Genomic DNA, 14,255 nt, shown 5'->3' with positions numbered 1-14,255 from the left:
GTATACTGAAAGGGTAAGAGATGCAGCGGCCGGAGCGGCCGCGGAAGCTACCCCTTCGAAGGAGTGTTTCGAGTTGAGCACATCGTATATCCTCTTGATCGTCGTTACGCTTGCCATCGGCGGCTTCGCCACGTGGTACGTCAATTCGCAGCTGAAGAAGTACACGCACGTGCCCATTTCCACGGGCCTGACCGGCGCTGAAACCGCGCGCCGCATGCTGCAGTACTACGGCATCACGGGCGTCGAGGTGCATCGGGGCGGTCCCGGCCAGGACTTCTTCGACCCGCGCACGAACTCGGTGACGCTGGGCCCCGATTCGTACGACGGACGTTCCATCACCGCCACGGCTACCGCTTGCCACGAGGTGGGCCATGCGTACCAGTTCGCGCAGGGCTACGCGCCCATGAAGATCCGCGGCGCTCTGGTGCCCGTGGTGAACTTGGCTTCGAACGCGTGGATCTTCTTGCTGATGCTGGGCATTTTCATGCAGAGCATGGGCATGCAGACGCTCGCCATCGTCATGTACGGTGCTGTGGTGCTGTTCCAGCTGGTCACGCTGCCGGTTGAGTTCGATGCCTCCAAGCGGGCCATGGTGTACATGAACACCGCTGCGCTGCCGCAGTCCGAACAGGCGGGCTCGTTCAGCGTGCTGCGCGCGTGCGCGCTCACCTACGTGGCGGCCGCCCTCACCTCCGTCCTGCAGCTTCTGTGGCTGCTGAACCAGCGCCAGGAATAGCGTCGATCCATGGACGAACAGGAAAAATCGGCGGCGCTTTCCGTTTCCGCCGCGATGTCGCTTGCGAAAAGCGCGCTCGAAGGCGTGACGGTGCGGCTTGTGGGCGAAGTGTCCGAGCTTTCCAACAAGCCGGGCTACAAGGCGGTGTACTTCACCGTCAAGGACAAGAGCGCCGCTCTGCCCTGCATGATGTGGGTCAATCGCTACCAGGCGTCCGGCGTGCAGCTGAGCGTGGGGCAGCTGGTGGAGTTGACCGGTCGCTTCACGCTGTACGCAGCGAAGGGGCGCATGAACTTCGACGTGTTCTCCGTGGCGCTGGCGGGCGAGGGCAACCTGCGCTTGCAGGTGGCGAACTTGGCGCGCAAGCTGGAGGCCGAAGGGCTCATGCGGCCGGAGCGCAAGCAGCCTGTTCCGGCGTTTCCCCTGACGATCGGCCTGGTAACCTCACCGCGCGGCGCGGCCGTCCATGACGTGCTGCGCACGCTGCGGCGCCGCTTTCCCGTAGCGCGCGTCGTTTTGGCGGGTGTTCCGGTGGAGGGTCCGCGTGCGCCGGAGGATATCGTCGAGGGCATGCGCTGCGTGCTGCGCGCGGGCGCCGAGGTGATCCTCGTGGTGCGCGGCGGCGGGTCGTTCGAAGACCTCATGCCGTTCAACGACGAAGGCCTTGCGCGGGCGATCTCGAAATGCCCCGTGCCCGTGGTGACCGGCATCGGGCACGAGCCCGACACGTCCATTGCGGACATGGTCGCCGACGTGCGCGCCTCTACGCCCACGGCTGCCGCGGAAGCGGTAAGCCCGGCGCGCGAAAGCTTGGAACACGTGCTCGAGGCTCGTTCGCGATCGCTTGCCGCGAGCGCCGGGCGCGCCGTGGAGCGAGCGACGGCCGAGGTGCGACGCATTGCGACCCGGCCCGTGCTGCGCGATGCGAACCTGCTGTTCGCGGCCGAGGCGCAAGGGCTTGACATGGCTGCGGAGCGCTTGTTCCGCGCCATCCCCGCGAACCTCGAGCGCGATCAAGAGCGATTGGAGCGTCAGCGCGAACGCCTTGCGCGCGTCCTTCCGCAGAACGTGGCGCGCGATCGCGAACGCCTTGCGCGCGAACGCGATCGACTTGCCCTTGCGGGCAATGCGGTCGTTGCGCGGTTCGAGCAGCAGGCCGGTCTTGCCGCTGCCCGCCTGAACGACCTTTCGCCTCTTGCCGTGCTGGGTCGCGGCTACGCCATCGCGCGCACCGCCGAGGGCGGCGTGGTGAAAAGCGTGGAAGCTGCGCCTGTCGGCTCGCTGGTGGACGTGTCGGTGTCCGACGGCGTGCTTGCTTGCCGCGTGGAGAACACGCATCGAATCGATACCGAAGTCGTAGTTTGGGAGGACGTGTCATGATGGAGAATACCGAACCGAAGCCCATCGAGGAGCTGTCGTTTCGCGAGGCCATGGCAGAGTTGGACGGCATCGTAGGCGTTTTGGAGAGCAATTCGCTCGAGCTGGAGGACAGCCTGCGAAGCTACGAGCGCGGCGTGTCGCTTCTGCGCGCTTTGCAGGGCCGTTTGACCGAGGCGCAGCAAAAGGTGGACGTGCTCATGGGCGAGCTCGTGGCCGACACCGACGACGGCGCGCGCGACACCAGCCTGTCCTGATGCGTTCCTACGCTCGGGGTGGGGTCCGCAAGACCGTCGCTTCGCTTCAAGGATCTTGCGAGGCCCCATCCCGAGCGCTTGGCGAAGCCGATAGGTTTCGGGGCGCGCCGTCGTCGGCGACGTTCCCAAGATACGCTCGAACCGGAAAGAGGGATCAGCATGATCAAAGAGGATTGCCTGTTCTGCAAGATCGTGGCGGGGGAGATCCCGTCGACTAAGGTGTACGAGGACGATCGCGTGCTGGCGTTCGAGGACGTCAATCCGCAGATGCCCGTGCACACGCTCATCGTGCCGAAGAACCACTACGACAACATCGGCGACAACATTCCCGAGGATGAGATGGGGTACCTGTTCAACACGGTCAAGAAAGTAGCCGAGCTCAAGGGCATCGCCGAGAGCGGCTACCGCGTGATTGTGAACACGAACGACGACGCGCAGCAGTCCGTGCACCATGTTCACGTGCACGTTTTGGGCGGCGCGCCCATGAACTCGGGCGATCCTTCGCAAAAGTAGCATCTTCGCTTGCAAGGGCGCAGGGCCGACAAGACGGAGCCGGTAAGGTGGGGGATGTCCTTCTGCCTTGCCGGCTCTTGCTGTATCCGGCATAAAGGCCCGGCTTTGTTTTCGGTGAACGGCGCGCCGCTTGCCGATAGGACGCCTCCTTTGAATACGGCCTTTTGCGCATGCGCCTAAAATATATCCCTTGGGAATAGTAAATAAGGAGGCAGATCGTTGAACGTCCTAGTTATCAATGCGGGATCATCTTCCTTGAAGTACCAGCTGGTCAACGTTGAGCAGCATGAGCTTTTGGCGAAGGGCATCTGCGAGCGCGTGGGTTCCGCCGAGGCTTTTCACAAGCATGGTCTTGACGAGAACGAGCAGGTCATCGATGCGAAAATGGCCGATCATGACGACGCGATGGCGTTGGTGCTCGAATCTTTGACCGAGGGACCTACCAAGGCTATCGATTCCCTTTCGGAAATCGACGCCGTTGGACATCGCATCGTGCAGGGCGGGAAGTACTTCGACCGGTCCGTCCTCATTGACGACGAGGTGATCGCGAAGATCGACGAGTTGGCGGAGCTTGCTCCTTTGCACAACGGCGCCGCGCTCATGGGCATTCATGCGTGCATAAAGCACATGCCGAACGTGCCCATGGTGGCTGTATTCGACACGTCGTTCTTCCAGACGCTGCCGCCGAAGGCGTTCATGTACCCCTTGCCTTACGAGCTGTACGAGAAGTACGCCATCCGCAAGTACGGTGCGCACGGTACTTCCCATCGTTACATCTCCGAGCGCGCGGCAGTGGTGCTCGACGAGCCGATCGAGGACCTCAAGCTGATCACGTGCCACCTGGGCAACGGCTGCTCCATCAGCGCCATCGACCACGGCGTGGCCGTGGACACGTCCATGGGGCTCACGCCGCTCGATGGCCTCATGATGGGCACGCGTTGCGGAGCGATCGACCCTGCCATCGTGCCGTTCGTCATGGAGCATGAGAACCTGACCGGCGCCGAGATGAACGACTTGATGAACAAGAAGTCGGGTCTTCTGGGCATCTCCGGCATCTCGAACGACCTGCGCAGTGTGCGCGACGCCTCCGAGCAGGGCGACGAGCGCGCGCAGTTGGCTTACGACATGTACTCGAACTCGGTGAAAAAGTACATTGGCCAGTACATCGCCGTCATGGGCGGCGTGGATGCCATCGTGTTGACGGCGGGCGTGGGCGAGAACTGCGAGAAGATGCGCCGCATGATCTTCTCGGGCTTGCAGCCCCTTGGCATCGTCCTGGACGAGGAGCGCAACCGCCAGCGCGGCTTCGAGCGCGAGATTTCGACGGACAGCTCGCTGGTGAAGATCATCATCATTCCCACGAACGAGGAGTACATGATCGCTCGCGACACCTTCGACATCGTGCACGAGAAGGCGAACGAGCCGCTGATCTAGCGCGTTCGGTGCAATCGACGGTAAAAAAGGCGACCTACGGGTCGCCTTTTTTGTCGGGTGCTTGCAGGTGCTGCTCCGGTAGGTTATTCGGCGGCTTTCTTCGCCTGGGCCTGCACGCAGGTGATGGCGATGACGCCCACGATGTCGTCGGCGGTGCATCCGCGCGACAGGTCGTTCACCGGGGCTGCGATGCCCTGCGTCACCGGGCCGTACGCCTCGGCGCGCGCCAGGCGCTGCACCAGCTTGTAGCCGATGTTGCCGGCGTCCAGGTCGGGGAAGATCAGCACGTTGGCGCGGCCCGCAACGGGGGAGTCCGGAGCCTTCGATGCGCCCACGGAGGGAACGATGGCAGCATCAAGCTGAAGCTCGCCGTCAAGCGCCAATTCCGGTGCCAGCTCCTTGGCGATGGCCGTAGCTTCGACCACCTTGGCGGCGTCGTCGTTCTTCGCCGAGCCGTACGACGAATGCGAGAGCATCGCCACGGTGGGCTCGGTGCCGATGAGCGTTTTCCACGACTTCGCGGAGTTCACCGCGATATGCGCCAGCTTTTCGGCGTCGGGCTGCACTTCCAGGCCGCAGTCGCTGAACAGGAAGGTTCCTTCCTGGCCCAAATCGCAGTTGGGAACCACCATGATGAAGAACGAGCTGACCAGCTTCACGCCCGGTGCGGTCTTGAGAATCTGCAGGCTGGGGCGCAGCACGTCGCCCGTGGAGTGGCAAGCGCCGGCCACCATGCCGTCGGCAAGGCCGGCCTTCACCATCATGACGCCGAAGTACAGCACGTCGTTCAGCTTCTCGTCGGCGGCTTCGGGGGTCATGCCCTTCGCTTTGCGCAGCTCGTAGAATTGGCTTGCAAGCTCGGCGCGCAGCTCGGACGTGCGCGGGTCCACGATCCGCGCACCGTCGAGTCGGTATGCGGAGGCTTCGATGGCGGCCGCGTCGCCAAGGATGACGAGGTCGGCCACGCCGTCGGCCAGGATGCGCTCCGCAGCCGCCAGCGTACGCTCGTCGTCGCCTTCAGGGAGCACGATGGTTTGCTTGTTCTCCGTGGCTCGGGCGAGCATGGAATCGAGAAATGAACTCATGGCACCGTCCTTACGATCAAGTATCAAATTGCCGCTTCCAGCGCTGCGGCCGCGCTCGCATTCGTTTCCGAATTTATCCACTTTATATGATAATCCACGCAGCCCCGACCCTTCCCGGTAAAATAACGTGCGGCATATTTGGCGCGGCAAAGCGCGCGTCTCAACCATAGGATTCCCTCGCAGGCGCAGATGAGCCGGCGGGAAGGACAAGGAAGGCAGCTTCATGGGTGTGCAGTACCGGAAGTTCACTGATCTGGACAGGTCTGATTTCGACGTCATCGTTGTGGGCAGCGGTTTTGCCGGCAGCGTGGTGGCGCGCGAGCTGGCGGAGCGCGCCGGCAAGCGCGTTCTCATCATCGAGAAGCGCGGCCACATAGGCGGCAATATGTACGACGAGGCGGACGAAGCGGGCATCCTGGTGCACCGTTACGGGCCGCATATCTTCCACACCAACGACAAGCGCGCCTTCGACTACGTGCGCCGCTTCACCGATTGGCGCGATTACCAGCACGAGGTTCTGGCGGACTGGTACGGCACGTACATGCCGGTGCCGTTCAACAAGAACTCGATGGAAATCGCGTTCGGCCAGGAGAAGGCTGCCAAGCTGACCGAAAAGCTGATCGAGACGTTCGGCGACGAGCGCAAGGTCACCATCAACGAGCTGCGCGCGCAGGACGATCCCGAGCTTACCGAGATCGCCGACTTCATCTACAAGAACGTCTTCCTCTACTACACGCAGAAGCAGTGGGGCCTCACGCCCGAAGAGGTCGATCCCAGCGTGACCGCGCGCGTGCCCGTGTTCGTGTCGCGCGACAACCGCTATTTCCAGGATGCGTACCAGGGCATGCCCGCAGACGGCTATACGCCGCTGTTCGAGCGCATGCTCGACCACGAGAACATCGTGGTATGCCTGAACACCGAAGCGGAAAGCGTGTTCGACCTGGAGTTCGAGAGCGGCGACGAGAACGCTCCGCTCACGGCTATTAACGTCAAGGATCAGGCGTTCGAGGGTCCCATCGTCTATACGGGGCCGCTTGACGAGCTGTTCCTCTCGCGCTTCGGGCGCTTGCCGTACCGCAGCTTGGACTTCGTGTACGAAACGCACGACAAAGAGCAGGTCCTTCCGTGCGGAACGGTGAACTTCACCGTGACCGAGGACTACACGCGCATCACCGAGTTCAAGCATCTGACGGGCCAGACGGCTCCCAAGACCACCATCATGAAGGAGTACAGCCACTCCTACGATGATCCGAAGAAGCAGATTCCGTACTACGCCATCATCAACGACCAGAACAACGCTCACTACGAGCGCTATCTTGCGCTGACCAAGCCGCTTGCGAACTTCTACCCGCTGGGTCGTTTGGCCGAGTATCGTTACTACAATATGGACGTCATCATCGGCCGCGCGCTTGCGCTGGCCGATCAGCTGGCGGGGTAACAGGCATCGATTGCGCGGCGGGTACGCTCCCGCCGCGCTCTACCAAGACGACGGGGATAGGAACCATGAAGACCATTTCATTCGCCATTCCGTGCTATAACTCGGCGGCGTATATGGACAAGTGCATAGAATCCATTCTGAAGTGCGGCGACGATATCGAGATCATCATCGTGGACGACGGCTCGACCAAGGACGAGACGCCCGCCAAGGCCGACGCCTGGGCGGCGAAGTATCCGGATATCATCCGTGCCGTGCATCAGGAGAACGGCGGCCATGGCCAGGCGGTGAACACGGGGCTTGCGAACGCGACGGGGCGCTACTTCAAGGTGGTCGATTCCGACGACTGGCTCGACGAGCACGCCATGTCGGAGATCATGGGCTACCTGCGCTTCCAGTGCGAGCTGGAAAACGCCGTTGACCTGGTAATCGGCAACTACGTGTACGAGAAGGTGCACGAGGGGTCGCGCACCGTCATGCACTACCGCAACGTGTTTCCCGAGGGGCGCGTGTTCGGTTGGGCCGACGTGGGTCACTTCCTGCCCAGCCAGTACCTGCTCATGCATTCGGTCATCTACCGCACCCAGCTTTTGAAGGATATCGGGTTGGAGCTGCCGAAGCACACGTTCTACGTGGACAACATCTTCGTGTACGTTCCGCTGCCGCATGTCAAGACCATCTACTATCGCGATCTGGACATGTATCGGTACTTTATCGGTCGCGAAGACCAGAGCGTGAACGAAAGCGTCATGATCGGGCGCATCGATCAGCAGCTGCGCGTGACGCGTACCATGATAGACGCCGTGCGCCTGCCCGACGACGTGCCCGAGAAGCGTCTTGAGCGCTACATGGAGAACTACCTGTCCATGATGATGTGCATCTGCTCCATCTTCTTGCGCATGATCGACACCGATGAGGCGGAGGACAAGCGCGAGGCCATCTGGGATTACCTGAAACGCCAGGATTCGGACGTGTACCGCCGCATCCGCCGCAGTGCGCTCAACATGGGCACGAACCTGCCTACCGGCTTGGGCCGCAAGATCGGCATCACCGGCTATCGCATGGCCCAGAAGATCTTCAAGTTCAACTAACGTGAAAGCGGGCTTCGGCCCGCTTTCTGCTTTCTGGTTCGGTTCTCGTCCCGAGATCGGCGTCTTCCCGTTCCGCGTCCGTCGGTCCCTGCTCCCGATCCTCGTGACCTATTGTCGCCCGAAACGTACGGTTTTCTCGCCGAAACCGTACGTTTCGGGCGACAATTTCCTGAGCTAGGCGCCAAAAGGCTCGAAAGGGCCGTCCTCGAAGCTGCGCACCGTGAAAACCTGCGCCGAATCCGAGCGGGAGCGTTCGAACTTCCGCTCGGCAAGAGCGGTTTCGGTGCTGCGAGGAATCCCGTACCTTTCGAGCAGCTTCACGAAAAGTGCCTGGTCCATCACGTCCTTGCACGAAAATCGGACGATAGGCATGCCGTACAGCGTAATCTGGGCTTCTCTATGACGCTCATCGGCAAGCGCCCGCAACGAAGACCGGCCGCCGAGCAACTCCGCATCCTCGTATTTCTGCATCCCATCGAACTCTCCGAGGACCCTGCCTCCATCCAGGCGAGTCCAAAGGAAATCGACGCGATAGAACCGTCCCGCATGCAAGGGCTGCGGCAGAGCGACCTGAAGCTCGGGAAGCGCGAAGCCCTGCCTGATCATCACGGCGCGCGCAATGGATTCGCCCCCGCTTTCGCTCAAAGGGTCGGCGTGGTACATCGTGCGAACGGCATCGGCAACATGCGCATGGCCGCTTCCCAAGCGCTTGAAGCGGGAAACGAACCAGCTCGATGGTTTTCCGCTCATGCGCAGCGCGCTATCGGCAACGGCAAGCGCTTGCTCGAAGCCGGAAGTGCGCATGCAGTCGAAAACGGTCCGTGAAAGCGACGTTACCCGAAGCCCGCGAACGACCACGGGTTCGTCGCCCGAAATCACATGCCATCGAACGCTCGTCGAGCTGACGTTGCGCCTCGACCGGGACGTTGCAACGTGAACCACGTCCAGGCTGCTGTACGAAACGGACAGGCCGAACGCAACGGCAGCCGATTCGTGGCAAAAAACCCAATCCGGATGCAGCTCCTGCACGGTGCGAAGCACGTAGAGCGCCTGATCGAACCTCGAAAGCCCATTCCAGCACGCCGAGCTTGCATACACGCCTCGCATCGGACGAACGACCGCGCCGCATTCGGCGCGCCTCCGCAAGATCGCCCGAACGCGATCGCAAGAGGGAACCAGGCATTTTCCTGCACGCTCGGCTTGCGAGAGCAGCCCGGCAAGTTCTGCATCATTGGCTTTCATCGCATCTCACCATCATTCGCCCTATGAGACCTTGACCTATCATCTCACAGAATCAGCGCGGGCGGATGGTGGACATTCGGTTCGCAAGACGAACATTGTCGCCCGAAACGTACGGTTTCGGCGAGAAAACCGTACGTTTCGGGCGACAATGCGGGCTGCGACCTGCGAGCGCGACCCGCGACCACCGGCTGCGGTTGCGGGTCGCAGCCGCAGCCGGTGGTTCGCGACCTGCGGCGATGTCGATGCCGCAGGTCGCGTCGTTGCTGTGTGCTCGGCGTTACGCGCCTATTCCGGCGAACACGGCGGCGAATGCCACCAGCACGCCTACGATGGACTCGCCGCCCAGAACGCCGCTCGACACCACAAGACCGGTCTCCTGCTGCTCCTTCTCTTTCGCGGCGCGCTCGTCAGGGGAGAGCTTGGCGCGGCGACGCTTGCAGACGGCGTCGTAGACCACCTTGACCATGGCGCCGATGAACGCCGTAAGCGACATGTAGAAAGGCAGGTAGATGCCCAAGCCCAGCATCATGGCGGGGAAGTTCAGCAGGTAGAGCGCGAATCCCGCCGCAAGTCCAAGGGCGAACGCCGGTACGGACGGGATGCCCGACACCATGGTGGCCACGACCGAAGCCTGCGCCGACACGAACGATCCGGTGGGCCCGAACGACTCCGGCCCGTAGGCGCTCACCAGCACGGCCATGACGGCCACGGCCACGATCGCGCCCAGCACGGCGCCAATCGCCTGGCCGATCCACTGCGCTTTCGGCGAGGTTCCCAGCACGTGGCCGGCATGGAAATCGTTCATCACGTCGCCGGCCAGGCCGCATGCGACGGCTACGATGCCCGCGACGAAGAACAGCTGAACCTGCGGCACGCTCGATACGGCCGCCACGGCCAGAAGCACGATAAGTCCGAAGATCTCCATGGGATCGATGCCCGTTTGGCCGACGCTTTGCGCGCTCATGGCCGTAGCCACCCAGGCAAGCGCCACTACGATGACGGCGGGCACGGGGCCGAGCTGCAGCCCGAAGCAGATGAGCAGCGCCACGGCCGCCACGCCGCATGCGGCAATGCCCGCGCTTAGGCGGATGCGGCGCCGTGCCGCCGGGTCGTCGCTTGAAAGGTTCGAGGGCGCGGGGCTGGCGGCCACGGTGAGCGAGCCTTTCGTGTTCTTGATCATCTGCCATGCCTTAGGCAGGATGTTCTTGAAGATGACGCCCAGGCCGGCGCCCATCATCACGCCCATGCCCAAGCTGGACACGATGCCCTGCCCGGACGCGACGTCCCACAGTCCGGCTGCCGATCCGCCTACGATGATGCCGAAGTTCGCGAACAGCGCGCCGGCGAACCATACGATCACCGCGCCCGTGCCCACCAAAAAGCCTACGGCCAAGAGCATGGGCGAGTTGTAGATGCCGAACGCAACGCCGGGAACGGCTACGTTGCCGAACAGCATGGCCGGAATCACGCCGAAGAAATCGCGCAGCGCGGTGTAGACGCCGGCAAGGCCCATGGAGCCGAACAGCTTGAGGCCCACCTTGCCTCCCGCGTTGCCGGCGATGAGCGTTTGCGCAGCCGCTTCTCCGATGGGGTATTCCAGATCGGCGTCTTCGATGAAGTGCCGCCGCAGCATAACGGTGCAGATAAGGCCCAGGATCACGCCGGACAGCGCAACCAGGAGCATTTCGAACCATCCCACTTCGTCGGCATAGCCCAGCATCCAGATGCCGGGGATGGTGAACGCGAGGCCGCCCGCTACCATGGCGCCGGCCGACATAACCGTATGCGTGACGTTCGCTTCGTTGAGACTGGCTTTTCCGCGGCCGAGGCCTTTCAGGAAAAACAGCGAGATGATGGCCGCGAACACGATGGGCCAGGGGAGCGCCCCCATTTTGAGGGCCGTGTACACCGATGCCGCGGTGATGATGGCGCAGCCTACGCAGCCTATGAGAACGCCGCGCAGCGTCAGCTGCCCTTTGACAGAGTCCATATCCTTCTCCTTTTCGTATATCCGCTTCCCCTTGCGTTTTAGGAAGTCGGGTTACTGATCGGACGCGTACAGTATAATCGGTGCGGCGCGCGACGAGTATCGTTAAATTCGCGTGATTGTGTAATTCATGAAGGAAGGCGGCTTCTATGGGCGAGGGTCGAGCCGGGCAGCGTACGCGCGCGCCTCAGTCGGTGTTGGCTGTTGACGTGGGGAATTCGGTGACCAATCTGGGCTTGTTCGAATCGGGCGAGCTGACGGCTACCTGGACGGCTACAACGTACGAGCGCATGACGGCCGACGAGGTTCGCGTTCGCATTTCCTCGTTTCTGGCGACGCTCGACAATCCCATTTCCGTTGACGACGGCATCGTGGCGTCGGTGGTTCCCGGTTTGACGGACGCGTGGACTGCCGCCGTGAAGAGCCTGACGGGAAGACGGCCGGTTGTGGTGGGCCCCGGTTTGAAGACGGGGGTCAAGATGCGCTACAACGATCCGGGCGAGCTGGGGGCCGACCGCGTAGCCGACCTTGCCGCCGCGAAGGCTGCGTACGAGCCGCCGTTTCTGGTGGTCGATTTGGGCACGACGACCAACTTCGAGGTGGTCGACGCCGAGGGCGTGTTCGTGGGCGGCATCATCGCTCCGGGTCTGAAGCTTTCTGCACGGGCGGTATCGGATGCGGCTGCTCAGCTGGCGGTCGTGGATCTTCGCACGCCGGCGTCGGTGATCGGGAAGAACACGCGCGAAGCCATGCAGTCGGGCGTCGTGATAGGAGAGGTGGCTCGCATCGACGGATTGGTGGACGCCGTGTGGCGCGAGCTGGGGTACCAGACGACCGTTGTTGCCACGGGCGAGGACGCGCAGACGATGGCGGCGCTTTCGCAGCGCGTGACCTGCGCCGACGAGCACTTGACCTTGCGCGGTTTGGGGATATTGCACGGCCTGAATCGGCGTTGCTAGGGTACAATAAGCGGATTGTTCCAATTGGAAAGGGGTTCGTGCATGGAAAAGGGGAACGTGAAGGCGCTTCTGCCCATCGGGGTGTTCCTCGTGCTGTATCTGGGCCTAGGCGTGCTGTTCGAGTACGTTTTGGGCATATCCATGGGGTTCTACAACATTCCCATCGTGGTGATCTTCCTGATCGCGCTGATGGTGGCTTGCTTCCAAAACCGCAAGCTTCCCTTCGACGACAAGCTTGTCATCATGGGCCGCGGCATCGGGGACAAGACGATCGTCACCATGATCCTCATCTTCATGGCTGCCGGCATATTCGTGGGCACCGTTGGACGCGATAGCGCGGAAAGCGTCGCCTACCTGCTGCTTTCCGTTATTCCCGCTGAGTATTCGGTGGTTGTTCTGTTCGTGGTCAGCTGCTTCGTGTCGCTGTCCATGGGAACGTCGGTGGGTACCATCACGCTTATCACGCCCATCGCCGTGGCCGTGTCCGCTGCCTCGGGGTTCGACATGCCGCTGTGCGTGGCCAGCGTCATGGGCGGCGCGATGTTCGGCGACAACCTCTCGTTCATTTCCGATACTACCATCGCGGCGTGCCAGGGCCAGGGCTGCCAGATGAAGGACAAGTTTCGCGAGAACTTCAAGATCGCCCTGCCGGCTGCCATTGCAACGCTGGTCATCATCTTGGTGCTGTCGCTGGGCGCCGACATCAGCGGGACCGTGCATCATGAGTACGATCTGATCCAGCTTGTCCCGTACCTGATCGTGCTGATCGGCGGCATCGTGGGCATCAACGTGTTCATCGTGCTGCTGCTGGGCATTGTGTCCGGCTCCCTCATCATGATGGCAACCGGGGCGACCGCTCCCACCGACCTGCTGGCCAACATGGGCTCGGGCGCCGCCGGCATGTTCGAGACCACCATGGTGGCCGTGCTGGTAAGCGCGATTTGCGCCCTCATTCGCGAGTACGGCGGCTTCACCGCTTTGCTGAACGGCATCAAGAGCCTGTTCAAGAGCAAGAAGGGCGGTCAGCTGGGCATGGGCTTGCTGGTAGGCGCTATGGACATCGCCACGGCGAACAACACGGTCGCCATCGTTATGGCGAACCCCATCGCGGCCGACATGGCGAAGACGTACGACATCACGCCGCGCAAGACCGCGTCCATTTTGGACACGTTCTCCTGCGTGTTCCAGGGGGTCATCCCGTACGGCGCGCAGATGCTCGTGGCCGTTTCGGCTACGGCTGAGCTGGGATATGCGCTGTCGGCGTTCCAGATCATTCCGTTTCTGTTCTACCCGTTCCTGCTGTTGATCAGCTCGCTTGTGTTCATCTTTTTCGTGCCTGAGAAAAAGGTCGACAACGCGTAAAGATTCACCTTCGTGAAACGTGCCTGACGCCGCGCCCTCTTCGGAGGGCGCGGCTTTTTTGCGTTTCAGACTCGTGGCCGCGCGCCCTGCCGGGCTGGTTCTGACGAGCTTGGCGGCTGCGCAATGACGTGCGCAGCCGCCGCTTTCCCTCGCTCCGCCTTCTCCGGTCGGCTGGCAACGTCGCCCGGTGCACGGTCCTTCGCGTTGAGGAAATTAGCCAAGGTTTACAATATGGCGGTTGTCTCGTATCCTATCTATGTTAGTTTTGGATAACAAAGGGTCGTCTGGTTTCGGGCGACGTGGTCGGTGCGACGCGAAGGATGCTCGTCTATGAAGAAACGCAGGATCGGACAACGGTTATGGGCTTTCGGGGGGCTTGCAAGCTTTGGCTTGGGCGCGCTTGGAGCCGTGGTCCCGATTCTGCCGACGACGCCGTTTTTGCTTCTGGCGGCGTTTTGCTTCGCTCGCAGCTCCGAGCGGGTGAATGCGTGGTTCCGCTCGACCAGGCTTTACCGCTCGGTTGTCGAAGGGTACGCCACCAAGCGCACGATGACCGTCAAGGCGAAGCTCCTGCTGCTCGGCCCGCTTACCGTCGTGCTGGGGGTTTCGTTCGCGCTCATGGCCAACGTGCCGGTCGGCCGCATCGTGGTGGCTGCGGTGTGGATCGCGCATATCGTGTATTTCGGGTTTGTGGTCAAGACCGACCGGTCGTCCCCTGCGGCGCCGTCGAACGTCGATGCGCCGTCGCGACCCATCGAGTCGACTGAAAGGTAGATG

13 protein-coding genes are annotated in these 14,255 nt (G+C 62.2%); 10 read left to right on the top strand and 3 right to left on the bottom strand.

Annotation, left to right across the window (positions count from 1 at the left end; translation table 11 throughout):
- The first annotated feature begins 73 nt into the window (after positions 1 to 73).
- The 5 genes from ACTQZK_RS06160 (at position 74) to ACTQZK_RS06140 (ending at position 4,317) form a co-directional block, all read left to right on the top strand.
- Positions 74 to 736, top strand: a complete 663-nt coding sequence (locus tag ACTQZK_RS06160) for a zinc metallopeptidase (protein ID WP_114566891.1) — start codon at positions 74 to 76, stop codon at positions 734 to 736.
- A gap of 9 nt (positions 737 to 745) precedes the next feature.
- A complete protein-coding gene (xseA, locus tag ACTQZK_RS06155; RefSeq protein WP_114566890.1) occupies positions 746 to 2,116 on the top strand; it encodes an exodeoxyribonuclease VII large subunit in 1,371 nt (456 codons plus the stop codon).
- Positions 2,113 to 2,370, top strand: coding sequence for an exodeoxyribonuclease VII small subunit (gene xseB, locus ACTQZK_RS06150; RefSeq protein ID WP_114566889.1), 258 nt, complete (start codon positions 2,113 to 2,115; stop codon positions 2,368 to 2,370). Before xseA ends, xseB begins: the two co-directional genes overlap by 4 nt.
- A gap of 159 nt (positions 2,371 to 2,529) precedes the next feature.
- On the top strand, positions 2,530 to 2,883 hold the full coding sequence (locus ACTQZK_RS06145) for a histidine triad nucleotide-binding protein (RefSeq protein ID WP_114566888.1): 354 nt from the start codon (positions 2,530 to 2,532) through the stop codon (positions 2,881 to 2,883).
- A 219-nt stretch (positions 2,884 to 3,102) separates the two neighbouring features.
- On the top strand, positions 3,103 to 4,317 hold the full coding sequence (locus tag ACTQZK_RS06140) for an acetate/propionate family kinase (RefSeq protein ID WP_114566887.1): 1,215 nt from the start codon (positions 3,103 to 3,105) through the stop codon (positions 4,315 to 4,317).
- Positions 4,318 to 4,400: 83 nt separating this feature from the next.
- Here the strand turns inward: ACTQZK_RS06140 and pta are convergent, their stop codons facing one another.
- Complete coding sequence (gene pta, locus ACTQZK_RS06135) at positions 4,401 to 5,402, bottom strand: phosphate acetyltransferase (protein WP_114566886.1); 1,002 nt, start codon at positions 5,400 to 5,402, stop codon at positions 4,401 to 4,403.
- 223 nt (positions 5,403 to 5,625) lie between these two features.
- Here pta and glf point away from each other — a divergent pair, with 223 nt between their 5' ends.
- Together glf and ACTQZK_RS06125 are read left to right on the top strand one after the other, a co-directional pair.
- Positions 5,626 to 6,840: a UDP-galactopyranose mutase gene (glf, locus tag ACTQZK_RS06130; RefSeq protein WP_114566885.1), complete on the top strand. Its 1,215-nt coding sequence runs from the start codon at positions 5,626 to 5,628 to the stop codon at positions 6,838 to 6,840.
- Between the two features lie 65 nt (positions 6,841 to 6,905).
- Positions 6,906 to 7,928 (top strand): glycosyltransferase family 2 protein, encoded by a 1,023-nt coding sequence (locus ACTQZK_RS06125; RefSeq protein ID WP_114566884.1) that lies wholly within the window; start codon positions 6,906 to 6,908, stop codon positions 7,926 to 7,928.
- 174 nt (positions 7,929 to 8,102) lie between these two features.
- On the opposite strand, the gene ACTQZK_RS06120 is transcribed toward ACTQZK_RS06125, so the two are convergent.
- Both ACTQZK_RS06120 and ACTQZK_RS06115 read right to left on the bottom strand, forming a co-directional pair.
- Positions 8,103 to 9,170 (bottom strand): type IV toxin-antitoxin system AbiEi family antitoxin domain-containing protein, encoded by a 1,068-nt coding sequence (locus tag ACTQZK_RS06120; protein WP_441898878.1) that lies wholly within the window; start codon positions 9,168 to 9,170, stop codon positions 8,103 to 8,105.
- A gap of 277 nt (positions 9,171 to 9,447) precedes the next feature.
- Positions 9,448 to 11,160, bottom strand: coding sequence for an OPT/YSL family transporter (locus tag ACTQZK_RS06115; RefSeq protein ID WP_441898876.1), 1,713 nt, complete (start codon positions 11,158 to 11,160; stop codon positions 9,448 to 9,450).
- 146 nt (positions 11,161 to 11,306) lie between these two features.
- On the opposite strand from ACTQZK_RS06115, the gene ACTQZK_RS06110 reads away from it, so the two are divergent.
- From ACTQZK_RS06110 to ACTQZK_RS06100, 3 genes are all read left to right on the top strand, one after another.
- Positions 11,307 to 12,116, top strand: coding sequence for a type III pantothenate kinase (locus tag ACTQZK_RS06110; protein ID WP_441898874.1), 810 nt, complete (start codon positions 11,307 to 11,309; stop codon positions 12,114 to 12,116).
- A gap of 42 nt (positions 12,117 to 12,158) precedes the next feature.
- Positions 12,159 to 13,478 (top strand): Na+/H+ antiporter NhaC family protein, encoded by a 1,320-nt coding sequence (locus tag ACTQZK_RS06105; RefSeq protein ID WP_114566880.1) that lies wholly within the window; start codon positions 12,159 to 12,161, stop codon positions 13,476 to 13,478.
- A gap of 330 nt (positions 13,479 to 13,808) precedes the next feature.
- Positions 13,809 to 14,252: a YbaN family protein gene (locus ACTQZK_RS06100; protein ID WP_441898872.1), complete on the top strand. Its 444-nt coding sequence runs from the start codon at positions 13,809 to 13,811 to the stop codon at positions 14,250 to 14,252.
- Positions 14,253 to 14,255: the final 3 nt, after the last annotated feature.

The sequence above is a fragment of the Paraeggerthella sp. LCP19S3_G8 genome (assembly GCF_052119225.1).
Classification (GTDB): Bacteria; Actinomycetota; Coriobacteriia; order Coriobacteriales; family Eggerthellaceae; genus Paraeggerthella; species Paraeggerthella hominis.
This window is presented reverse-complemented; position numbering and strand designations above follow the sequence as displayed.

Excerpts from the sequence above, each read along its gene's own strand:
- ACTQZK_RS06110 (WP_441898874.1), top strand. The coding sequence starts at position 11,307 with ATGGGCGAGGGTCGAGCCGGGCAGCGTACGCGCGCGCCTCAGTCGGTG.
- ACTQZK_RS06115 (WP_441898876.1), bottom strand. The coding sequence starts at position 11,160 with ATGGACTCTGTCAAAGGGCAGCTGACGCTGCGCGGCGTTCTCATAGGC.
- ACTQZK_RS06120 (WP_441898878.1), bottom strand. The coding sequence starts at position 9,170 with ATGAAAGCCAATGATGCAGAACTTGCCGGGCTGCTCTCGCAAGCCGAG.
- glf (WP_114566885.1), top strand. The coding sequence starts at position 5,626 with ATGGGTGTGCAGTACCGGAAGTTCACTGATCTGGACAGGTCTGATTTC.
- ACTQZK_RS06125 (WP_114566884.1), top strand. The coding sequence starts at position 6,906 with ATGAAGACCATTTCATTCGCCATTCCGTGCTATAACTCGGCGGCGTAT.
- ACTQZK_RS06105 (WP_114566880.1), top strand. The coding sequence starts at position 12,159 with ATGGAAAAGGGGAACGTGAAGGCGCTTCTGCCCATCGGGGTGTTCCTC.
- xseB (WP_114566889.1), top strand. The coding sequence starts at position 2,113 with ATGATGGAGAATACCGAACCGAAGCCCATCGAGGAGCTGTCGTTTCGC.
- ACTQZK_RS06100 (WP_441898872.1), top strand. The coding sequence starts at position 13,809 with ATGAAGAAACGCAGGATCGGACAACGGTTATGGGCTTTCGGGGGGCTT.
- xseA (WP_114566890.1), top strand. The coding sequence starts at position 746 with ATGGACGAACAGGAAAAATCGGCGGCGCTTTCCGTTTCCGCCGCGATG.
- ACTQZK_RS06145 (WP_114566888.1), top strand. The coding sequence starts at position 2,530 with ATGATCAAAGAGGATTGCCTGTTCTGCAAGATCGTGGCGGGGGAGATC.
- pta (WP_114566886.1), bottom strand. The coding sequence starts at position 5,402 with ATGAGTTCATTTCTCGATTCCATGCTCGCCCGAGCCACGGAGAACAAG.